Annotated in this window: 17 protein-coding genes; 11 read left to right on the forward strand and 6 right to left on the reverse strand. The window is 74.1% G+C overall.

Annotated features, from left to right (window positions below; all coding sequences use genetic code 11):
- The first annotated feature begins 12 nt into the window (after positions 1 to 12).
- Positions 13 to 804 (forward strand): mycothiol-dependent nitroreductase Rv2466c family protein, encoded by a 792-nt coding sequence (locus tag BMY04_RS05985; RefSeq protein WP_332452308.1) that lies wholly within the window; start codon positions 13 to 15, stop codon positions 802 to 804.
- Positions 805 to 834: 30 nt separating this feature from the next.
- Here BMY04_RS05985 and BMY04_RS05990 read toward each other — a convergent pair whose 3' ends face one another.
- Positions 835 to 2,304 carry a YcaO-like family protein gene (locus tag BMY04_RS05990; RefSeq protein WP_139209769.1) on the reverse strand — a complete coding sequence of 490 codons (1,470 nt, stop codon included), beginning with the start codon at positions 2,302 to 2,304 and terminating at the stop codon, positions 835 to 837.
- 69 nt (positions 2,305 to 2,373) lie between these two features.
- Here BMY04_RS05990 and BMY04_RS22275 point away from each other — a divergent pair, with 69 nt between their 5' ends.
- Together BMY04_RS22275 and BMY04_RS06000 are read left to right on the forward strand one after the other, a co-directional pair.
- Entirely contained in the window at positions 2,374 to 3,156 is a 783-nt protein-coding gene (locus BMY04_RS22275; protein ID WP_139209770.1) for a polysaccharide deacetylase family protein, read from the forward strand.
- A 32-nt stretch (positions 3,157 to 3,188) separates the two neighbouring features.
- Positions 3,189 to 3,677 carry a ribose-5-phosphate isomerase gene (locus BMY04_RS06000; protein WP_091178225.1) on the forward strand — a complete coding sequence of 163 codons (489 nt, stop codon included), beginning with the start codon at positions 3,189 to 3,191 and terminating at the stop codon, positions 3,675 to 3,677.
- Here BMY04_RS06000 and BMY04_RS06005 read toward each other — a convergent pair.
- Positions 3,674 to 3,901, reverse strand: coding sequence for a hypothetical protein (locus tag BMY04_RS06005; protein ID WP_139209771.1), 228 nt, complete (start codon positions 3,899 to 3,901; stop codon positions 3,674 to 3,676). The genes BMY04_RS06000 and BMY04_RS06005 overlap by 4 nt on opposite strands.
- A 125-nt stretch (positions 3,902 to 4,026) precedes the next feature.
- Here BMY04_RS06005 and BMY04_RS06010 point away from each other — a divergent pair, with 125 nt between their 5' ends.
- From BMY04_RS06010 to BMY04_RS06025, 4 genes are all read left to right on the forward strand, one after another.
- Positions 4,027 to 5,598 (forward strand): hypothetical protein, encoded by a 1,572-nt coding sequence (locus BMY04_RS06010; RefSeq protein ID WP_091178227.1) that lies wholly within the window; start codon positions 4,027 to 4,029, stop codon positions 5,596 to 5,598.
- Between the two features lie 77 nt (positions 5,599 to 5,675).
- A complete protein-coding gene (gene lysX / locus BMY04_RS06015) occupies positions 5,676 to 9,122 on the forward strand; it encodes a bifunctional lysylphosphatidylglycerol synthetase/lysine--tRNA ligase LysX (protein WP_232506131.1) in 3,447 nt (1,148 codons plus the stop codon).
- On the forward strand, positions 9,119 to 10,006 hold the full coding sequence (locus tag BMY04_RS06020) for an alpha/beta fold hydrolase (protein ID WP_091178228.1): 888 nt from the start codon (positions 9,119 to 9,121) through the stop codon (positions 10,004 to 10,006). The genes lysX and BMY04_RS06020 overlap by 4 nt, the downstream gene beginning before the upstream one ends.
- 62 nt (positions 10,007 to 10,068) lie before the next feature.
- Complete coding sequence (locus tag BMY04_RS06025) at positions 10,069 to 10,881, forward strand: DUF4261 domain-containing protein (protein ID WP_139209772.1); 813 nt, start codon at positions 10,069 to 10,071, stop codon at positions 10,879 to 10,881.
- Positions 10,882 to 10,890: 9 nt separating this feature from the next.
- Here BMY04_RS06025 and BMY04_RS06030 read toward each other — a convergent pair whose 3' ends face one another.
- Positions 10,891 to 11,187, reverse strand: a complete 297-nt coding sequence (locus BMY04_RS06030) for a DUF503 domain-containing protein (RefSeq protein ID WP_091178230.1) — start codon at positions 11,185 to 11,187, stop codon at positions 10,891 to 10,893.
- 152 nt (positions 11,188 to 11,339) lie between these two features.
- On the opposite strand from BMY04_RS06030, the gene BMY04_RS06035 reads away from it, so the two are divergent.
- The gene (locus BMY04_RS06035) at positions 11,340 to 12,047 is read left to right on the forward strand and encodes a gamma-glutamyl-gamma-aminobutyrate hydrolase family protein (RefSeq protein ID WP_232506132.1); all 708 of its coding nucleotides are present in this window, start codon (positions 11,340 to 11,342) and stop codon (positions 12,045 to 12,047) included.
- Positions 12,048 to 12,051: 4 nt separating this feature from the next.
- Here BMY04_RS06035 and BMY04_RS06040 read toward each other — a convergent pair whose 3' ends face one another.
- Entirely contained in the window at positions 12,052 to 13,434 is a 1,383-nt protein-coding gene (locus tag BMY04_RS06040; protein ID WP_091178231.1) for a DNA polymerase IV, read from the reverse strand.
- Between the two features lie 413 nt (positions 13,435 to 13,847).
- Here BMY04_RS06040 and glgX point away from each other — a divergent pair, with 413 nt between their 5' ends.
- From glgX to BMY04_RS06055, 3 genes are all read left to right on the forward strand, one after another.
- Complete coding sequence (glgX, locus tag BMY04_RS06045; protein ID WP_091178543.1) at positions 13,848 to 16,043, forward strand: glycogen debranching protein GlgX; 2,196 nt, start codon at positions 13,848 to 13,850, stop codon at positions 16,041 to 16,043.
- A 121-nt stretch (positions 16,044 to 16,164) separates the two neighbouring features.
- Positions 16,165 to 17,013 carry an aldo/keto reductase gene (locus tag BMY04_RS06050; RefSeq protein ID WP_091178232.1) on the forward strand — a complete coding sequence of 283 codons (849 nt, stop codon included), beginning with the start codon at positions 16,165 to 16,167 and terminating at the stop codon, positions 17,011 to 17,013.
- Between the two features lie 163 nt (positions 17,014 to 17,176).
- On the forward strand, positions 17,177 to 18,886 hold the full coding sequence (locus BMY04_RS06055; RefSeq protein ID WP_232506133.1) for a purine-cytosine permease family protein: 1,710 nt from the start codon (positions 17,177 to 17,179) through the stop codon (positions 18,884 to 18,886).
- Here BMY04_RS06055 and BMY04_RS06060 read toward each other — a convergent pair.
- The gene (locus BMY04_RS06060) at positions 18,856 to 19,851 is read right to left on the reverse strand and encodes a glycosyltransferase family 2 protein (protein WP_170854018.1); all 996 of its coding nucleotides are present in this window, start codon (positions 19,849 to 19,851) and stop codon (positions 18,856 to 18,858) included. The two genes, BMY04_RS06055 and BMY04_RS06060, sit on opposite strands and share 31 nt — an antisense overlap.
- Positions 19,852 to 19,868: 17 nt before the next feature.
- Entirely contained in the window at positions 19,869 to 20,831 is a 963-nt protein-coding gene (locus tag BMY04_RS06065; protein ID WP_091178234.1) for a UDP-glucuronic acid decarboxylase family protein, read from the reverse strand.
- Positions 20,832 to 20,981 lie beyond the last annotated feature (150 nt).

Genomic DNA, 20,981 nt, shown 5'->3' on the forward strand with positions numbered 1-20,981 from the left:
ACGCTGGTCACCATGGCGAAGAAGACCAAGGAGACCGACGCCCGGGCCGAGCTCGAGGCCCTGGGCAAGCAGACCCGCAAGGCGTTCGAGGCGCTCGTCGCCGAGGTGCGCCAGCTGGGCGAGGAGGTGCGCGCCCGCACCGCCGACGCGACGAGCCAGGTGACGAGCCAGGTGGCGGCGCGCACGGCGGCCTCGCCGTCGGGGACGACGACCGTGGACTTCTGGTTCGACCCCATCTGCCCGTGGGCGTGGATGACGTCGCGCTGGATGCTCGAGGTCGAGAAGGTCCGTCCGGTCAGGACGGTCTTCCACGTGATGAGCCTGTCGGTGCTGAACACCGGGCGCGACCTGCCCGACACCTACCGCGAGATCCTCGACAAGGGCTGGGCCCCGGTTCGCGTCGCGCTCGCCGTCGAGGAGCGCTATGGCCAGGAGCAGCTGCGCGCCTTCTACACCGCGGTCGGCACCCGCATCCACAACCAGCAGCAGGGCTCCGGGCGCGACACGCTCGAGGCGGCGCTGCGCGACGTCGGCCTGCCGACCGAGCTCGCCGACGCCGGTGACGTCGGCGACAACGACGAGGCCCTGCGCGCGTCGCACCACGCCGGCATGGACCCGGTCGGCCAGGACGTCGGCACCCCGGTGATCCACGTGGGCGACGTCGCGTTCTTCGGCCCCGTCATGTCCCCGGCGCCCAAGGGCGACGAGGCCGGGCGGGTGTTCGACGGCGTGCTGGCGCTCGCGTCGTACGAGGGCTTCTTCGAGCTCAAGCGCACCCGGACGGTCGACCCGATCTTCGACTGAGCACCGGGTCGGTCCTGACCGCGAGCCCCCTCACACCTCGACGAGGTGGCGAGGGGGTTCGCGGTAGAGGGGGTACAGCGGGCCGACGACGCGCTCGGCGGCCGCGTAGGAGAACCAGGCAGGACCGCCGAGGCGCTCCTCCGCGTCGGCCGTGAGCACGACCCGCGCGGGGTGGCCCTCGGTCGGCCCGTCCCCGACGCGGACGAGGCCGAGGTCCGTGGTGAGCAGGTCGGCGACGCCGAGCTCGCCGATCCGCCCGTACGACATGGTCTCGACCTCCAGCCCCGTCGCCAGCACCTTGGCGACCCAGGCGTCCCCGTCGCGGCCGGTGGCGGCGAGCACGTCGTGGCCGTCCAGGGCGTCCAGCACGCCGGGCAGCCCGGGCCGCCGCGCGTCTGGGACCGCGGTCGAGGCCAGGGCGACGCTGCGGGAGCGGTCCGGTGCGGTCAGCGCGCGCAGCCGGTCCGCCCCGAGCTCGTGCCAGGCCCGCATCGCCGCGACCGCGCGCGGCTCGCCGGGTGACGTGCTCCGCTCCACGGCCGCCCAGTACCGCGGGTCGGCCACGGCGCGAGCGGCCTCGCGGTCGCCGAAGCAGAACGCCTTGCGGGCGCGGGAGTTCGCGTGCTCGAGCAGGGCCTTGAGCAGGCTGCGCGCGACCGACGGGTCGGCCGCCTCGCCCCCGGCGGTCAGGCGCACCGGGACCGCGTCGTCGCCGTCCACGCCCATCACGTAGGTCGAGCAGACGCCGTACGCGGTGGCCGCGTGCTTGAACACCGGCTCGACCCCTTCCGCCGCGAACCGGGCCGCGAGCGCGGCCACCTCGGCGTCGAGGTCGGCGAGGCCGGTCACGTCGATCTCGGGGGAGCGGGCGTCCAGCGCGCGGAACCGCAGCCCGTTCGTGTGCCGCTGCAGGACCTCGAGCAGCCCGTGCAGCACCGGACGTCCCTCGTCGAGCCCGGCGCCGAGACCGTTCGTCACCGGCGTGACGAGGCCGGGACCGGCGGCACCCTCCACGTCGGCCGGGTCGCTGGCCACCAGGTCGAGCGGGGCCCACACCTCCTCGCCGGTGCGGACGCGAGTCAGCGGCACCCAGTCGAGGACGGTCCCGGGCTCCCAGGGCGAGCCGGCCGGCAGGCAGAGGGTCGCCGGGTGCGCGACCCGGTCCGCACCCTCGCGGCGCACGAGGTCGGCGTACGCCTCGCGCCGGGCGCGGGTCCGGAGGGTGCGTACGCGGTCCGCGGCCAGCACCCCCTCGGCGAGCTCGCCCAGCCCGCTCACCCGGGCCGCGTCGGGCGTGAGGCCGTAGCCGTTGCCCTGCGCCGCGAACCGCCCGTCGACCAGCAGCGAGGAGCTCGTCACGGGCACCCCGAGGTGGTCCAGCGACGAGATGTCGAAGGTGACGACCTCGCCGTGACGGCCCAGCACCGCCTCGTACGCGTCGGCGGCGTCGGCGAGCGCCCCGGACGGCTCCTCGGCGGGGTCCTGCTGCGGGTCGGGCACCTGCGTCCTTCCGGTGGCGGCTGGTTGACTGACGGCTCGGCCCGCGTCGCGGGGGAGGTCGGAGGCACAGTGCAGCACGGGGACGTCAGCGCGGCGGGGGAGGGCACCGCCCTGCGGGACCTGATCCTCGCCCAGACCCACCAGGGCGCCGGCGTGCCGGTGCTGCTGCGCACGGCCGGCCCGGCGCCCGGCGAACGGCGACCGTTCGGGGCGGCGGCGTACCGGACGCAGGTCGACCTCGCCGTGCGGCTGCTCGAGGACACCCTGCCCGCCCGCACCGACGTCGAGCCCGGCAGCCTCGAGGCCCAGCTGCTCGAGCGGCCGGTCCTGGCGATCAACTTCCACCGCATCCGGGGCCGCAACCAGCAGGTGGTGCGCGACCAGCTCGCCCGGGCCGCGGCCCTCGGCCGGTCGTTCGACCTCGACGCGCCGGAGCAGGAGCCGGGCGAGGTGCGGGTGCTCGTCGGCTTCTACGACGGGTTCGCCCGCACCGCCGAGTTCGCGGCCGACCTGTGCCACGAGCTAGGCCTGCGGGCGCTGTTCTTCCCGATCTTCTTCGCGCCCCGCTCCGGGCGCCTGCTCACCGACGCCCAGCTCGCGGACTTCGCGCGCGAGCACGAGGTCGGCTGGCACACCGCGAGCCACGCCAGCGCGGCCGAGGTCACCGAGGCGCTCGTCGAGCCCGAGGTCGTGGAACCCTTCCGCCGCATCGAGCGCGTCACCGGTCGCGCGCCCCGCATCGGCGCCTGGCGCGGCGGCACGCGCTTCGACGACGCGCTGCCCGGCAACCGCGCGCTGCGCGACCTCGGGCTCACCCACGTCGTCTCGAACTGGTCGGTGGAGCGCGTCTGAGCCCGGCGGGAGGCGTCTGCGAGACTGCAGCCATGCGCGTTCACATCGGCAGCGACCACGCAGGGTTCGAGCTGAAGGGACGCCTCGTCGAGGCCCTCCGCGGCGACGGCCACGAGGTCGTCGACCACGGCCCGGTCGACTACGACCCCGAGGACGACTACCCGATCTACTGCATCCCGACGGCCGAGGCCGTGGTCAAGGACCCGGGATCGCTGGGCATCGTCGTCGGCGGCTCGGGCAACGGCGAGCAGATCGCGGCCAACAAGGTCGACGGGGTGCGCTCCGCGCTCGTCTACGACCACGACACGGCCTCGCTGGGCCGCCAGCACAACGACGCGAACGTCATGGGGATCGGCGCGCGCATGCACAGCGAGGACGAGGCGGTCGAGCTGGCGCGGACGTTCCTGTCCACGCCGTTCAGCGGCGAGGAGCGGCACGCGCGCCGCATCGAGCTGCTCGCCCGCTACGAGGCCAACCGGGCCGCGGCGAGCGCCGCCGCGCAGCCGACGACGGGGTCCTAGCGGGCGTACGCGCGGGGCCGGCGCCCGTCGACCCGCGCGAGCAGGCCGTCGACGACCTCGGCGGCCTCGAGCTCGTCGGCCATCGTCGGTCGCGACACGTCGCGGGCCCGCAGGGCTCGGTCGAGGGTCACCAGCCCGGAGACGCCGTCGCGGCCGAAGTCGCGGGGCCACAGCTCGCGCTCGGCGTGGACGTGGTGCGGACGGCGCCCGTGATCACTCGGCACGTGCTCCACGCTAGGAGCCTCGACGGGTCTGACCGAGCCCGGACACGCAAGCGTTATCGAGCCGCGATGTTCCGCGGTGCGCAGGAATGCGGGCGGGCCCCACGCCCGCGGACGAGGAGGGCCGGGTGAGCGCGGACCAGCCGGCACGTGCGGTGCTCGTCGGGCGCGACCTCGTGCTCGGCTTCGACGCCGACGGCACGCTGGTCGACGCGGTCCACCCGACGGCGGGCCCCTGGCTGGCCCGGTCGGGCGAGGTCGAGGTGACGTCGGGCGGGGAGACCGTGCCGCTGGGCCGGCCCGTCGTGGGGGTGGACGCCGACGAGGTCGAGGTCGAGCGGACCGGAGGAGGCCTGCGCGTCCTGGTGCGGCACGCCGTCGAGCAGGCCTGGACGGTCCGGCTGGTCGTCGTCAACGAGTCCTCCGACGAGCGCGTGCTCGACGACGTGCGCCTGGCCTGGCGGCCGGCGCCGGGCACGGTGGCCACGGCCCTGGCCGCCGGCGCCGCGGGGGCGTACGCGGTCCAGCCCGTCACCGGGGACGGACCGCTGCTCGTCGGCCGGCTGCGCGGCGGGACCCAGGCCGGCGTCGACGCGACCGGGCTGCTGCTCGGGCGGCTGGTGCTCCCGGCGGGCCACCGGGTCGCGGTCCAGTGGCGCTGGGAGGTCGTCGGCGCGCCGGCGCGCGCGGACCCGGCCGGCGAGCTGCCGCGCACCCCGTGGCTGGAGCAGGGCCAGGGCGTGGTCCTGGCCGCCGGGCCGGACGTCGCGGTCGTCGCACCGGGGCTGGAGGTCGAGGTCGGGGAGGACAGCGTCGAGGTCACGGCCGACGTCGTCGGACCGGCGACGGTCGAGCTCCGGTCGGCCCGCGGAACCTTGTCCTACGCGCTCGCCTGGGCGCCGGACCTCGACGAGCTGGTGGACGCGGAGGTCGAGGCGCTGCTGACGGGCCGGACGACCCCGGCCGGGACGGTGCGGCTGCCGGACGCGGCGGCCGCGCTGCTGGTGCAGGACGCGGTGCGCCGGCGCAGCGTCGGCACGCCCGACGTCGCCGCGGACGCGCTCGAGCTGGCGGCGGGCGTGCTGGCCGAGGAGGTCGACGAGCAGGCCCGCGGCGCGGGTGCCACCGGATCCGACCCGCTCGCGCTCGCGCTGCTGGCGCGGGAGCCGGACCGGGCGGCGGGTCCGGCGACGCTGGCCGGGCTGGAGACCGCGTCGGCCGGGCTGCTGGCCGCGGCGGCACCGGCACCGGGGATGGGCCTCGCGGGCGTCGCCGTCGCGCTCGCCCGGCTGCGGGCCGGCCTGGCTCCGGACCGCGTCGCCGCCCACCTCGCCGCGCTGCGGGACGCCTCGAGCCCGCTCGACGAGGCGGGCCTCGAGCTGGCCGTCCTGCTGCGCCCTCCGGGCGCGGACGAACCCCTGCTCGCCGGGCTGCGGCGGCTCGGCGCGACCCTCGGCGCCGGGCTGCCCGGCCGCGTCCTCCCGGAACCGTCGCTGGAGCCCCTGGGCCGGGCGGCGACCCTGCTCGCCCTGGTCGACGAGCCGACCGGTCAGCGGCTGCGCCGCGGCTGGGGCGTCAGCGCCTCGGAGCTCGCCCGCCGCAGCGCCGCCCAGGTCCGGGCCCGCGTCGACGCGGCACCCGAGGAGCCCGCGTCGCGACGGGCGCTGGCCTGGCTCGTGCTCGGTCGCCCGCCGGGCTGAGCAGCGGCTGAGCGCGGGACGGCACCGGCGGGCGCGGGAGCTCCCCCGAGGGAGGGACCGTCTGCCACAGTGTGAGGGTGACGAGCACCACCGTCGGCGTCGCGGTCGAGCCGGACGCGGCGGACGGCTCCGGCACCCACCGCACCCCTCCCGTACGCAGGCCCCCGGGCACCGCGCCGACAGCGCCGCGGATGCCCCGGCTGCCGCTCCTGGTCTCGCGGCTCTGCTTCCTGGCCGGGATCGCGGTCGTGCTCGAGACGGCCTTCCCCGGGGTGCGCTGGGTGGACGCGCTGGTCGACGTGTGCTCGACCCTCTTCTTCCCCGTCGACGGGGCGTCGATCGGCTTCGCGGTCTTCCTGCTGCTCCTCGGCGCCGCGCTCGCGCGGCGCAAGCACGTCGCGTGGGTGCTCGCGCTGGTGATCTTCTCGTTCTTCCTGCTCACCGACCTGGCCGTGGTGACCGGGCTGTTCGCGTCGCTGTTCGCCGTCCAGACCGACTTCAACGCCCTTCCCGTGTACGCCCGCTTCGCCTTCAACTTCGCGGCGCTGGGCGCCCTGACGGCGTGCATGGTGCACTACCGGGCCGAGTTCGCCGCGCGCCGCGCGCCCGGCAGCGTGCGCAAGGCGCTCCTGACGCTCGCCGCCGGGCTGGTCGTCACCGTCGGTGTCGGGATGGCGCTCGTGACCGTCTTCCCCAACGAGCTCGTGGGCCCGCGCGGACGGCTCGCGTGGATCGCGCAGCGGCTCGGCCGGACCCTCTTCGGCAGCGAGAGCGACCTCGTGCGCCAGCCCGTGTCGAGCCCGCCCGGCTGGATCGGGACGGTCGTGGGCCTGCTGCTGGGCCTCACCCTGCTCGCCGCGGTCGTCATGCTGACCCGTTCCCAGCGCCTCGCCGCGCTCATGTCGCCCGAGGACGAGCCCCGCGTCCGGGCGCTGGTCGCGCAGTCCGGCGGCGACTCCCTGGCCTACTTCGCCACCCGGCGCGACAAGTCCGTGGTGTTCGGCCCCGACGGCGGCGCCGCCGTCACCTACCGCAACGACCTCGGCGTCTGCCTGGCCAGCAGCGACCCGGTCGGCCCGCCGGAGCGCTGGGACGGCGCGATCCGCGCCTGGCAGGGTCTGGTGGACACGTACGGCTGGACGCCGGCGGTCGTCGGGGCCAGCGAGGCCGGGGCGACGGCGTACGCGCGCGACCTCGGCCTGCGGGTCATCCGCATCGGCGACGAGGCGGTGCTGCACCCGCGCGACTTCCACCTCGCCGACCGCGACATGCGCCCGGTCCGCCAGGCGGTCCAGCGCCTCGAGCGGCTGGGCTACACGACCCGGATCCGGCGCCACCGCGACATCCCGGCCGCCGAGCTGGAGGCCCTCGTCGGGCGCGCCGACGCCTGGCGCGACACCGAGACCGAGCGCGGCTTCTCGATGGCGCTGGGCCGCCTGGGCGACCCCGCCGACGCGGCCTGCCTGATGGTCGAGGCGCTCTTCCCGCCCGACCGGGCGGGCTCGACGGGCGAGAGGTCGACCGAGGCGCCGGGCCGTACGGCCGGGTTGCTGTCGTTCGTCCCGTGGGGCGCCGACGGCTTCTCCCTCGACGTGATGCGCCGCAGCCCGGACGCCGACAACGGGGTGACCGAGCTGATGGTCAGCGCCGTGATGGGCGCGGCCCCCGAGCTGGGGATCCGGCGCGTCTCGCTGAACTTCGCGGTCTTCCGCAGCGCCTTCGAGGAGGGTGCGCGGATCGGCGCCGGGCCGGTCCTGCGGCTGTGGCGCCGCCTGCTGCTGGTCGCCTCGCGCTGGTGGCAGTTCGAGTCGCTCTACCGCTCCAACGTGAAGTACCGCCCCGAGTGGCAGCCCCGCTTCCTCTGCTTCGCCGAGACCCGCGACATCGCCCTCGTCGGCGCCGCGCTGGGCGTCGCCGAGGGGTTCATCGACCTGCCCGCGTTCCTGCGGCCCCGCGTCGACCTGGCCGCGAGCCGAGCGCTGGACCCGGCGCTCGTGGCGGCGCTGCCGGCACCGGTCCCCGCGCCGGAGCCCGCGGTCGCCAAGAGCAGGCTGCCGGAGCAGGTCCGGCTCCGGATGGCCACCCGCGAGCGCCTCGTCGACGCGGGCGTCGACCCCTACCCGCCGTCCTTCCAGCCGCAGGGCACCGCCGCCTCGGTCGCCGTCGACGCGCTCGGGCAGGCCACGAGCGTGGCCGGACGGGTCGTGGCCGTGCGCGACCTCGGCGGGGTGGTGTTCGTCGTGCTGCGGGACTGGACCGGTGACGTCCAGCTGCTGCTCAGCGCCGACGTGGCGGGGGTCGGGGAGCTCGACCGGCTGCGCCGCGACGTCGACCTCGGCGACCACCTCGGCGCCGAGGGCACCGTGGTCCGCTCGCGCAGCGGCGAGGTGTCGCTCGGCGTCACCCGCTGGCTGCTGACCGCGAAGTCGCTGCGCCCGCCGCCCGACAAGCGCGGCGGCATCGCCGACCCGGAGGCACGCGTGCGCCAGCGCTACCTCGACCTCACGGTCAACCCGCAGGCCCGCGAGCGGCTTCGGTCGCGCTCGGCGGTGCTGCGCGCGGTCCGCGACACCCTCGACGCTCGAGGTTTCCTCGAGGTCGAGACCCCGATCCTCCAGACGGTCCACGGGGGCGCGAACGCCCGGCCCTTCCGCACCCACATCAACGCCTACGACCTCGACCTCTACCTCAGGATCGCGCCCGAGCTGTTCCTCAAGCGGCTCATGGTCGGCGGCGTCGACCGGGTCTTCGAGATCGGCCGGAACTTCCGCAACGAGGGCGCCGACGCGACCCACAACCCCGAGTTCACGATGCTCGAGGCCTACGAGGCGTACGGCGACTACACGACGATGCGGACGGTGGCGCAGCAGATCGTCCTGGCTGCCTCGCGCGCCGTCAGCGGCGGGACGCTCGTGCGCGGGACCGACGCCGCGGGCGCGGAGCACGAGGTCGACCTCGCCGAGGAGTGGCCGGTCGTGACCGTCAACGACGCGATCTCGGCCGCCGCCGGGACCGTCGTCAGCGCCGACACCGACAAGGACGCCCTGCTGGGGATCGCGCACGGGCTGGGGATCGCGGTCGACGCCTCCTGGACGCGGGGCAACGTCCTCCTCGAGCTCTACGAGCACCTCGTCGAGTCGCGCACGGTGCGGCCGACCTTCTACACCGACTTCCCCGCCGAGGTGTCGCCGCTGACCCGGCAGCACCGCGTCGACCCCCGGCTCGCCGAGCGCTGGGACCTCGTGGCCTTCGGGGCCGAGATCGGCACGGCGTACTCCGAGCTCGTCGACCCCGTCGAGCAGCGCGCGCGGCTGACGGCGCAGTCGCTGCAGGCCGCCGGCGGGGACCCCGAGGCCATGGAGCTCGACGAGGACTTCCTGCTCGCGCTGGAGCACGCCATGCCGCCGAGCGGCGGGCTGGGGATGGGGATGGACCGGCTCGTGATGATGCTCACGCGCGCCTCGATCCGCGAGACGATCGCCTTCCCGCTGGTCCGCCCGCGGACCGGGGACGTGGCCCGGTGACCGGCCCCGGACCGGCCGACCTCGTCCGCACGCCCGGCTCGCACGTCACGCGGCTCGGCGGCCGCGACGTGCACCTGCTGGTCCAGCCCGGCCAGGGGCCGCCGGTCGTGCTGCTCGGTGGGTGCGCCGTGCCCTCGTACGCCTTCCGCCGCGTCGTCGCCGCCCTCACCGGGCGCTGGACCGTCGCGCTGGACCGGCCGGGCCTGGTCGAGACCGCCTGGCCGGGGCACCTGCCCACCCTCGCCGAGGAGGTCGGCACGCTCGCGGAGCTCGTCGACGTCCTCGGCGAGCCCGCCGTGGTCGTCGCCCACTCGATGGCCGGCCCCCACGCCGAGGCGCTCGTGCGCCGGCACCCGGGCACCGTCCGCGGGCTGGTGCTGCTCGACGCGAGCGTCGAACGTTCCGCAGAGCCGCCCCACGCGGCCACCGAGGAGGCCTGGCTGCGCGCGTCCCGGGTGACCCTCGAGGGGGCGCGCTTCGCGCCGGTGGCCTCGGCCGCCTCGGTCGCCGCCCGGGTGATGGTGTGGGGCCAGAGTCGCCGCCTGCACCTGGCCAACGCCCAGCCGCCCCGCGCCCGGGAGGTCTTCACCCGGCCCGACAGCCTCGCCAGCGTCGTCGCCGAGCAGGCCGCGTACGCGTCTCAGCTCGCCGACCTGCAGGACCTGATCGGCACGACCACCTGGCCGGAGGACCTGCGCTCGCTGGTCCTCACCGCGGGCACCCGCACCGGGTGGGTGCGCAAGCAGCAGGTCCTGGCCGACCGGCTCGGCGCCCGCCAGGTCGTCGTCGACGACAGCCGCCACCTGATGATGGTCGACCGGCCCGACGTGGTCGTCGACGCGATCCTGTCGCTGGTGGGGGAGCGCGACGCGCCGGCGGCCTGACGGGGTCGCCTAGGCTCGCGGGCGCGCCGCCGGTCGGGTGCGGCGGGCGAGGGGGAGTGGTCGTGGCTGAGCGCGAGGTCCTGGTCGCCGAGCTCTGGTACGCGTCGGCGCCCGACCTGGGCGACCCGCTGCTGCTCGAGGGCCTGCGTGCGGTGTCGCCGGGGTCGGAGGCGCAGGAGGGCTCGCTCGTGGTGCCGTACGACGGCGGGGAGGTCGCGCCGCGGCCGGGACCGGACGGTTCCGGGGGCGCGCGCCGGCCGCTCGCCACCCTCGTGCTGCCGGGCTCCTCGCTCGACGAGCCCGGCAAGAGCCTGCCGGACACCAGCCAGACCTGGGACTGGCCGGAGGCCGACGAGGCGCTCGCGCCGGCCCGGGCGAGCGTGCTCGTCGTGGAGACCTCGACCGACGGGTACACCGCCCGCGACCGCGCCGCCGCGCTCGTGGGCGTGGTGCGGGCGCTGAGCGTCGCCACGCAGCCGCTCGTGGTGTCGTGGCCCACCAGCCAGCGCGTGACCGACCCCACGGAGCCGGGCGTGGACGGCCTCGGGGGCCTGCTGAACGTCCGCCTGTTCAGCGTGAGCGACGACGAGGACGAGCTCGTGATGGACACCCGCGGGCTCGCGCCCTTCGGGCTGCCGGACCTGCAGGTGCACTTCCGCGACCTCGAACCGGGCCGGCTCGCGGGGCTGCTCTACGCGACGGCGGGCTACCTGCTGGAGGAGGGCGACGTCATCGGCGAGGGCCACACGATCTCCGGCCTCGCGCCGGACGACTCGTGGACCTGCCACCGCGAGGAGTCGCTCGTCGGACCGCCGCGCCGGGTGGTCGACATCGACCCGGGAGACCCGTACGCGGCCGGGCGGCGGGCCCGCTGAGGGTCCGGCTCAGTCGTCGTCGGTGCTGACCAGCCGCCGGCGTGCGGACAGCAGCTCGACCTCGGGCCGGTAGGCCGCCAGCCGCTCGGCCGCGTCGAGGACCTCGACGACGTGCGCCCGGTCGGCGGCGACCAGCGCCACGCCCACGCCCGCCCGCCGGTGCAGGTCCAGGTGGCCCACCTCGGCCGCGCTCACGTCGAAGCGGCGTCGCAGCTCCGCCACCAGCGGCCGCACGACGGAACGCTTCTCCTTCAGCGAGTGCACGTCCCCCAGCAGCAGGTCCAGCTCCAACGTCCCGGTCCACATGAGGAACCCAGTGTGGCCGAGCCCGACAACCCCACGAACCGCTGACTCCCGACACCATCTGCGGCGTACCGAGCGTCGGGAGTCAGCGGTTCGTCGAGGAGGACCTGCCGACCGGGCACCGGGCGACGACCGCCGTCTGTGATCATGGGCGCGTGCTGCCCCGTCCCGTCATCGGCCTCAGCACCTACCGGGAGACCGCGCGCTGGGGCGTGTGGACCGAGGTGGCCGACCTGCTCAGCGCCACGTACACCCGCTCGGTCGAGGCGGCCGGCGGCACCGTGGTGCTGCTGCCGCCCCAGGGGCAGGGCGCCGAGGCGCTGGTCGGGCGCGTGGACGGGCTCATCGTCACCGGCGGCGCCGACGTCGACCCGGCGCGCTACGGGCAGGAGCGGGGCCCGCACACCTACACCCGGCCCGACCGCGACACCTGGGAGCTCGCGCTGCTCGACGCGGCGCTCGAGCGCGAGGTGCCGACCCTGGGGATCTGCCGCGGCATGCAGCTGATGGCGGTCCACGGCGGAGGCCGGCTCGAGCAGCACCTGCCCGACGTCGTCGGGCACACCGAGCACGGGCCCGAGGGCGACGCGTACGGCTGGACGTCGGTCCGCACGGTGCGCGGGTCGATGGTGTCGACGATGGTCGGCGACGCGATGCAGGTCAGCTGCCACCACCACCAGGCCGTGGTGGCGCACCCCGGCTTCGACGTGTCGGCCCGCGCGGCCGACGGGACGGTCGAGGCCATCGAGGACCCGGCCCGCGGCTACTGGCTCGGCGTCCAGTGGCACCCCGAGAGCGGCGACGACCACGGCCTGTTCGAGGGCCTCGTCGGCGCCGCGGGCCGGGCCGTCGCGCCCCGCTGAGGCCTCAGGCCACCGCGCGGCGGCGCAGCGCAGGGTCGTCGTCGGCGAACGTCCGCACCGGACCCGGCGGGGTGTCCCGCGTCTCGAAGCGCACCGTCACCCGCCCGCGCCCCGCGCCCCAGACCCAGCCCGGGCCGTGCACGTCGTGCTCGACGTCGAGGCCGGGTGCCCAGCCCGACGCGGGTGGGCCGTACGCGTGGTCGTCGCCCGCTTCCGCCGCCGGGCCGGCGTCGGCGTCCGAGAGCTCGCCGTCGGAGGCCTTGGCCCGCGTCGCGTCGTCGGACCCCGGGTCCGCGGGGTCCTCGGGGTCCTCCGCCGCGAAGAGGTCCTCCTGGAGCACGTCGGTCAGCCCCGCCACCCCGACCCCCAGCAGCCGGACGCCGTCGGTGACGTCGACGGCGTCGAGCAGCGACCGCGCCACGCCGGCGATGACGTCCACGCGGTCCGTGGCGCCCGCCAGGGTGCGGGCGCGCGTGAGGGTCGAGAAGTCCGGCTTGCGCACCTTGATGGTCACCGTCCGGGCCATCAGCCGGGCCGCCGAGAGCCGGCCCGCCACCTGGCGGGCGTCGCGGTGCAGGATCTCGACCAGCTCGGCCCGGTCGGTGAGGTCGGTCGCGAAGGTGTCCTCCACCGAGATGGACTTCGCCTCGCGCTCGGCCTCGACGGGCCGGTCGTCGCGGGCCCAGGCGAGGGCGGCGAGGTTCTCGGCGTGCGCCCTGCCCACGACCTGGGCGAGCTCGCCCGGCTCGACCCGGCGCAGGTCGCCGACGGTACGGACGCCGACGCGCTCGAGACGTTCCCGCGTCACCGGGCCGACGCCGAAGATCACGCCCACCCCCATCGGGCCGATGCGCTCGACCTCGGTGCCGGGCTCGACCACGGTCAGCCCGTCGGGCTTGTCGAGCTCGCTGGCGATCTTGGCCAGGAACTTCGACGACGCCGCGCCCACCGACGCCGTCAGCCCGCCCGTCGCTGCGCGGACGTCCTCCTTGAGGCGTGCGACCAGCGCGGTCACGCCCTCGACGCTGAGGTCGAGCGGAACGGGGGAGGCGCGCAGGTCGACGAACGCCTCGTCCAGCGACAGGGGCTCCACCAGCGGTGACAGCGCCCGCAGCAACCCCATGACCTGGCCGCTGGCGACGCGGTAGACGTCGAAGCGGGGCACCAGGAACGCGGCGTTGGGGCAGCGGCGTCGCGCCTCGTGCGACGGCATGGCCGACCGGACGCCGAAGACCCGGGCCTCGTACGACGCCGTGGCCACGACCCCGCGCTGCCCGACCCCGCCGACGACGACGGGCCTGCCGCGCAGCGAGGGCTTGTCGCGCTGCTCGACCGAGGCGTAGAAGGCGTCGAGGTCCAGGTGGAGCACCGAGGCCTCGCGTCGCACCGGTCCATCCTGCCGCTCCAGCCGACCGACCCCGAGCGCGGGAGCGCTTCCGTCCGTCCCCGGGCCGTGCGGCAATCCTGAGGAGACCCTGCAATTCCGACACCGTTGTCTGGAGGTTGAGGGCTCAACATGATGAGTGCGTCGGGCCGATCGGCACGGCCCGACGCCTGCTCACGCGGCTGGTGGGGGCGATGTCCACGGGCGCTCCCACCAGCTCCTTGTCCAGGTGGGGTCCCGTGTGCCGACCCGGCGTGGACCGGTGCTGCCCGGGAGCCGTCCGGGGCCGCCCGGTTCGGCCCCGCCGGACCGGTGGGTGCCTGTGGCACCATTCCTCCGCAGTGCGCCGGGCCTCGAGGAGGTGGCCCGGCCGACGAGCGCGCCCTCCTCGGGCGCGTCCCGAACCGAAGGTGAACATGGATCTCTGGCCTGGTAGGCCCTACCCGCTCGGTGCGACGTTCGACGGCACCGGCGTCAACTTCGCGGTGTTCTCCGAGGTGGCCGAGTGCGTCGACCTCTGCCTCCTCGACGACGACCTCAACGAGACCCGGATCGAGCTGATCGAGGTCGACGGCTCGGTCTGGCACGGCTACGTGCCCGGCCTCCAGCCCGGCCAGCGCTACGGCTTCCGGGTGCACGGCCCGTTCGACCCCGACAAGGGCCAGCGCGCCAACCCGGCCAAGCTGCTGCTCGACCCGTACGCCAAGGCGATCGAGGGCATGATCGACGGCGACCAGGCGCTGTTCAGCTACGACTTCGACGACCACGAGGCGTTCAACGCCGACGACTCCCGCGAGCACACGATGCTCTCGGTCGTCATCAACCCGTTCTTCGACTGGGGCCACGACCGTCCTCCGGGCCACCAGTACCACGAGTCGGTCATCTACGAGATGCACGTCAAGGGCCTCACGATGACCAACCCGGAGATCCCCGAGGAGATCCGCGGCACGTACGCGGCCGTGGCCCACCCGGCCACGATCGACCACCTCAAGTCGCTCGGCGTGACGGCGGTCGAGCTGCTGCCCGTGCACCAGTTCGTCCTGGACAGCCACCTGGTCGACCAGGGCCTCACCAACTACTGGGGCTACAACACGATCGGCTTCCTCGCTCCGCACAACGCGTACGCCAACTCCGGGCAGCGCGGGCAGCAGACGACCGAGTTCAAGGCGATGGTCAAGGCGCTGCACGAGGCGGACATCGAGGTCATCCTCGACGTCGTCTACAACCACACCGCCGAGGGCAACGAGATGGGCCCGACCATCGCGTTCCGCGGGCTCGACAACGCCTCGTACTACCGCCTCGTCGACGGCGACGCGGCGCACTACTACGACACCACCGGCACCGGCAACAGCCTGCTCATGCGCAGCCCGCACGTGCTGCAGCTGATCATGGACTCGCTGCGCTACTGGGTGCTCGAGATGCACGTCGACGGCTTCCGCTTCGACCTCGCCGCGACGTTGGCCCGCCAGTTCCACGAGGTCGACAAGCTGAGCGCGTTCTTCGACATCATCCAGCAGGACCCGGTCATCAGCCAGGTCAAGCTGATCGCGGAGCCCTGGGACCTCGGCGACGGGGGCTACCAGGTCGGCAACTTCCCGCCGCTGTGGACCGAGTGGAACGGGCGCTACCGCGACACCGTGCGCGACTACTGGCGCGGCGAGCCGGCGGCGCTGGGGGAGTTCGCCTCGCGCATCACCGGGTCGAGCGACCTGTACAACCACTCCGACCGGCGCCCGACGGCCTCGATCAACTTCGTGATCGCCCACGACGGCTTCACGCTGCGCGACCTGGTGTCGTACAACGAGAAGCACAACGACGCCAACGGCGAGGGCGGCAACGACGGCGAGAGCCACAACCGCTCCTGGAACTGCGGCGTCGAGGGCCCGACCGACGACCCGGCGATCAAGCGGCTGCGGCTGCAGCAGATCCGCAACTTCATCACCACGATGATGGTCAGCCAGGGCGTGCCGATGCTGGCCCACGGCGACGAGCTCGGGCGCACGCAGGGCGGCAACAACAACGTCTACGCCCAGGACAACGAGATCTCCTGGGTCGACTGGGACCTCGACGAGGACCAGCGCGGGCTGCTCGCCTTCACGTCGGGGGCGATCGCCCTGCGCAAGGCCCACCCGGTGCTGCGCCGGCGCCGCTTCTTCGCCGGCGACGCCACGCACGGCGGGCAGAGCTCGCTGGGCGACATCGTCTGGCTCAAGCCGGACGGCACCGAGATGAACGACGCCGACTGGGACACGGGCTACTCGCAGTCGCTCATGGTGTTCCTCAACGGCGACGCCATCCCCGAGCCGGACAACCTCGGCCGCCGGATCAGCGACGACCACTTCCTGCTGATGTTCAACGCCAGCGCCGACCCGATCACCTTCACCACCCCGGTCAAGGCGTACGGCGACAGCTGGACCGTGCGGCTCAACACCGCCGACGGCGCGGTCGACCCGGGCGTGAACCCGTGGCGCTCGCGCACGCGGCACAAGGTCGCCGGCCACTCGATGGTGGTGCTGTCGACCTCGGCGGTGCCGGAGTCCTCGCGCCAGGACGCCGAGCGGCGTGCCGACGAGATCCGACCCACCTACGCGCGGGTCTCCGGGCAGGCCTGAGCGGGGTCGCAGGACCGACGGTGCGCGCCCACCCTGGAGGTGGGCGCGCACCGCGCACTAGGTTGGGCGGGTGCGGCTCCGAACGCCGGCGCCGTGCTTCCCGAACCAAGGAGCTCTCCGTATGCCCGACGTCCCCGACGTCTCCCTGAACGACGGCCGCACGATCCCGCAGCTCGGCTTCGGCGTGTTCCAGATCGACCCGGCCGACACCGCGCAGGCGGTGCGGACCGCGCTCGAGATCGGCTACCGCCACATCGACACGGCCGAGATGTACGGCAACGAGGCCGAGGTCGGCGAGGGCATCCGCACCTCGGGCCTCGACCGCGACGACGTCTTCGTCACGAGCAAGCTGAACAACGGCTTCCACGAGCCCGACGCGGCCCGCCGCGCCTTCGACCAGACGCTGAGCAAGCTCGGCACCGACCACGTGGACCTGTTCCTCATCCACTGGCCGCTGCCCACGCGCTACGACGGCGACTTCGTCTCGACGTGGAAGACCCTCGAGGGCTTCTACCGCGAGGGCCGCGCCCGCTCGATCGGCGTCTCCAACTTCACCCCGCACCACCTGCGCCGCCTGGCCCGCGAGACCGAGGTCATCCCCGCGGTGAACCAGGTCGAGGTGCACCCGTTCTTCACCAACGACGAGGTGCGCGCGTACGGCGCCGAGCACGGCATCGCGACCGAGGCCTGGTCGCCGATCGCGCAGGGCGGGGTGCTCGACGACCCGACGATCAAGACCATCGCCGAGCGCGTCGGCAAGAGCACCGCGCAGGTGACGCTGCGCTGGCACGTCCAGCTGGGGCACGTCGTGTTCCCCAAGTCGGTGACGCCCGAGCGGATCCAGGCCAACTTCGAGATCTTCGACTTCGACCTGACCGCCGAGGACCTCGCCCTCATCAGCGCCCTCGACCAGGGCGAGAAGGGCCGTACCGGTCCGAACCCGGACACGTTCGACTACATCCCGGACTGACGCGGGTCCCGTTCGTCGCAGCGCCCGTCCGGCACCCCTCCTCGGGGGAGCCGGGCGGGCGTTCGCACGTGCGAGGGCCGCAACAATTCTGAACCTCGACGAAACCTGACCGGAACGCGTCCTCGCCAGGCTCGTGCGCGACCCCTCCCGTCAGGAGCGCACGATGACCCAGGAGCTCAGCCCCGGCCTGACCGACGCCGCGACGCAGGCGCCGCCCGGCCTCGACGCACCGGTCGCCGGCGCCACGAAGGAGACGCTGGAGGACTACACCCTCCGCTTCGCCCCGCGGCACTACCGGAAGTGGTCGACCGGCGTCGTCGCGGTCTCCGCGCTCGGCGGCATCGCCTACCTCGCCGACTTCGCCATCGGCGCGAACATCGGCATCTCCTACGGCACCACGAACGCCCTGTGGGGCATCGCCGTCTTCGCCGTGGTGATCTTCCTGACGGGCTTCCCGGTCGCGTACTACGCGGCGCGCTACAACCTCGACCTCGACCTGATCACGCGGGGGAGCGGGTTCGGCTACTACGGCTCGGTGGTCAGCAACGTCATCTTCGCGACGTTCACCTTCATCTTCTTCGCCCTCGAGGGCTCGATCATGGCCCAGGGGCTCCAGCTGGGGCTCGGGGTGCCGCTCTGGGCGGGCTACGCCGTGTCCACCTTGATCATCTTCCCGCTCGTCGTCTACGGGATGAAGGTGCTCTCCAAGCTGCAGCTGTGGACCACGCCGCTCTGGCTGGTGCTGATGGTCATCCCGTTCGTCTACCTGCTGGTCAGCCACCCCGAGTCGGTCGGGTCGTTCTTCGCGTACCAGGGGGAGTCCGGCCAGGGTGCGCCCAGCCTCGGGTCGGTGATGCTCGCCGCCGGCGTGTGCCTGTCGCTGATCGCCCAGATCGCGGAGCAGATCGACTACCTGCGGTTCATGCCGCCGCGCACGCCCGAGAACGCGGGCAGGTGGTGGCGGGCGATGATCATCGCCGGGCCCGGTTGGGTGGTGTTCGGCGCGATCAAGCAGGTGATCGGGCTGTTCCTGGCCGTCTACATCATCGCGAACGTCGCCGGCGGCGCCGCCGTCGCGAACCAGCCGGTGCACCAGTTCCTCGAGATCTACGCCGACATCGTCCCCGCGCCGGTCGCGCTCGGCCTCGCCGTCGTGCTCGTGGTGATCAGCCAGGTCAAGATCAACGTCACGAACGCGTACTCGGGCTCGTTGGCCTGGACCAACTCGTTCACGCGCGTCACGAAGCGCTACCCGGGTCGCCTCGTGTTCCTCGCGGTGAACCTGCTGATCGCGCTCGTGCTGATGGAGGCGAACATGTTCGACTTCCTCAACACGATCCTCGGCTTCTACGCCAACTGCGGCATGGCCTGGATCGTCACGGTGGCCTCCGACATCACGTTCAACAAGTACGTGCTCAAGCTGTCGCCCAAGCAGCCGGAGTTCCGCCGCGGGATGCTCTACGCGGTCAACCCGGTCGGGTTCGGCTCGATGCTGGTCGCCGCTGGCGTGTCGATCGTGTGCTTCTTCGGCGGGCTCGGCGCCGCGCTGCAGCCGTTCTCGCCGCTCGTCGCCATCGTCCTGGCCCTGGTGCTGCCGCCGGTGCTCGCCCTCGCGACGCGCGGCCGCTGGTACCTGCGCCGCACCGACGACGGCATCGCCCTGCCGATGCTCGACGACTTCGGCAACCCCTCGGACGTCACCCTCGACTGCCACGTCTGCGGGCAGTCGTACGAGCGTCCGGACATGGCCGCCTGCGCCGCCCACGACGCGTACGTCTGCTCGCTCTGCCTCAGCACCGACACGCACGCCGAGCACGTGCTGCCGGCAGCGCCGACGGGAGTTCAGGCGGGGGTGGGGACCCCGGCGGCGTAGGGCGCCAGCCAGGCGCGCGCCTCTGCCTCCACGTCGGGGCTCGGGGCGGGCGACACCCAGCCGGCTGCGCGCCGGTGCCGAACCCCCTTCGGGGCGAGCCCGAGGGCGATCGTGCGGAGCGAGCGCCAGCGCCGGTAGCGGGTGACGAGCTCGGCGTGCAGGCGGATGCCGGTGGCGATCCGGTCGGCGTTGTAGGCCAGGTTCGCCAGGTAGAGGCGCCAGTCGACCTGCTCGAGCGCGACGCCGCGGCGCCGGCGCTCGTGGCCGTACTTGACGTCGAGGTAGGCGTACTCGGTCTCGGACCGCTGGACGTCGTGAGCCATGCCCTGGGCGTGGACCAGGTAGCCGATGTGGAAGTGCATCGAGGCCGCGACCGGCGAGGCGAGCGCGAGGCGGGTGTAGAAGTCCCAGTCGGCGAGGTTCGAGATCGCCTCGTCGAAGCCGCCGACCGCCAGCACCAGGTCGCGCGCCGCCAGCACCCCAGAGCCCCCTCCGGGCACGTGGTTGCGCACCAGCAGCGGAGCCGCGAGGTCTCGCACGTCCAGGGGCAGGTGCCAGCCCGAGATCCGGCCCGCCAGGTCGATGTCGACGGCGCCGGTCACCGCCCAGCGCGCGTCCGGTACGGCCCCGAGGGCGTCGAGCTGCGCGCGCAGCTTGGTCGGCGCCCATACGTCGTCGTCGTCGACGAAGGCCAGCCAGGTCGTCGTGGCGTGGGCGATCCCGGTGTTGCGGGCGGCCGAGACGCCGCGCGCCTGCGGGTGGCGCAGCACCGTGACGCGCGGGTCGCCCAGCGCCTCGACGCTCGGCGTCACGTCCTCGACGCTGCCGTCGTCCACGACCAGGACCGTCAGGTCGACGTCGGTCTGGGCGAGGACGGAGCGCAGCGTGCGGTGCAGCAGCTCCCGACGGTTGTGCGTCGGGATGACGACGGTGACGTCGGCGGGAACGCCGGCTGTGCTGTCCACCGGCGTACCGGGCTGCATCACGCGGCGCGCTCGCGAAACCAGCGGACGGTCGCCGCCAGCCCCTCGCCGAGGGTGGTCGACGGCTTCCAGCCGAGGACCCACTGCGCCCGCTCGATGTTCGGGCAGCGCCGGGTGGGGTCGTCGACGGGCAGCGGCCCGTGCTCGAGGTGCGCGCCCGGCGCGCCGGCGAGGGCGATGACCATCTCGGCGAGCTCGAGGACCGTGTGCTCGTCCGGGTTGCCGAGGTTGATCGGGCCCGTCACGTCCTCGGGGGTCTCCATGAGGCGCACGAGGCCGTCGACCAGGTCGTCGACGTAGCAGAACGACCGCGTCTGGGATCCGTCGCCCAGCACGCGCAGGGGCTCGCCGTGCAGCGCCGCCACGACGAAGTTCGAGACCACGCGCCCGTCGTCCGCCCGCATCCCGGGGCCGTAGGTGTTGAAGATGCGCGCGACCTTGACCGGCATCCCGTGCTGCTCGCGATAGCTGAAGAACGCCGCCTCCGCGCACCGCTTGCCCTCGTCGTAGCAGGAACGGGGGCCCATCGGGTTGACGTTGCCCCAGTACGCCTCGTCCTGCGGGTGGACCGCGGGGTCGCCGTAGACCTCGGAGGTCGAGGCGAGCAGGACCGTCGCGCCCGTGCGGCGGGCCAGGTCGAGGACGTTGAACGAGCCGACCACGCAGGTCTTGAGCGTGCGCACCGGGTCGCGCTGGTACTGCACGGGAGACGCGGGGCAGGCCAGGTGGTAGATCTGGTCGACCTCGAGGTCGAGCGGCACCTCGATGTCGTGGTCGAGCACCGTCAGGGCGTCGAGGTGGGCGAGGTGGGCGAGGTTGGCGCGGGTGCCGGTCGAGAAGTTGTCGACCACCGTCACCCGGTGGCCGGCCGAGAGCAGCAGGCGGGTGAGGTGGGAGCCGAGGAAGCCGGCGCCGCCGGTGACGAGCACGCGGCGCGCAGGTGCTGCGCTCTGGTCCGGCACGAGAAAGTCCTCCCCCCAACCCGCAGGTCCCCCGACCACGGGCCCGCCGCGCACCAGGGCGTCGGGACTTCGACTGTAATCGCGACCACGGACGCTGAGTGGTCGAGCGGAAAACTCTCGCGGAACTCTTCATCGGGTCCTGAGGTCCTC

Origin of the sequence: Microlunatus flavus (assembly GCF_900110855.1) — a bacterium.
Taxonomy (GTDB): Bacteria; Actinomycetota; Actinomycetes; order Propionibacteriales; family Propionibacteriaceae; genus Microlunatus; species Microlunatus flavus.

Excerpts from the sequence above, each read along its gene's own strand:
- BMY04_RS05985 (WP_332452308.1), top strand. The coding sequence starts at position 13 with ATGGCGAAGAAGACCAAGGAGACCGACGCCCGGGCCGAGCTCGAGGCC.
- BMY04_RS06000 (WP_091178225.1), top strand. The coding sequence starts at position 3,189 with ATGCGCGTTCACATCGGCAGCGACCACGCAGGGTTCGAGCTGAAGGGA.
- BMY04_RS06030 (WP_091178230.1), bottom strand. The coding sequence starts at position 11,187 with ATGTGGACCGGGACGTTGGAGCTGGACCTGCTGCTGGGGGACGTGCAC.
- glgX (WP_091178543.1), top strand. The coding sequence starts at position 13,848 with ATGGATCTCTGGCCTGGTAGGCCCTACCCGCTCGGTGCGACGTTCGAC.
- BMY04_RS06050 (WP_091178232.1), top strand. The coding sequence starts at position 16,165 with ATGCCCGACGTCCCCGACGTCTCCCTGAACGACGGCCGCACGATCCCG.
- BMY04_RS06055 (WP_232506133.1), top strand. The coding sequence starts at position 17,177 with ATGACCCAGGAGCTCAGCCCCGGCCTGACCGACGCCGCGACGCAGGCG.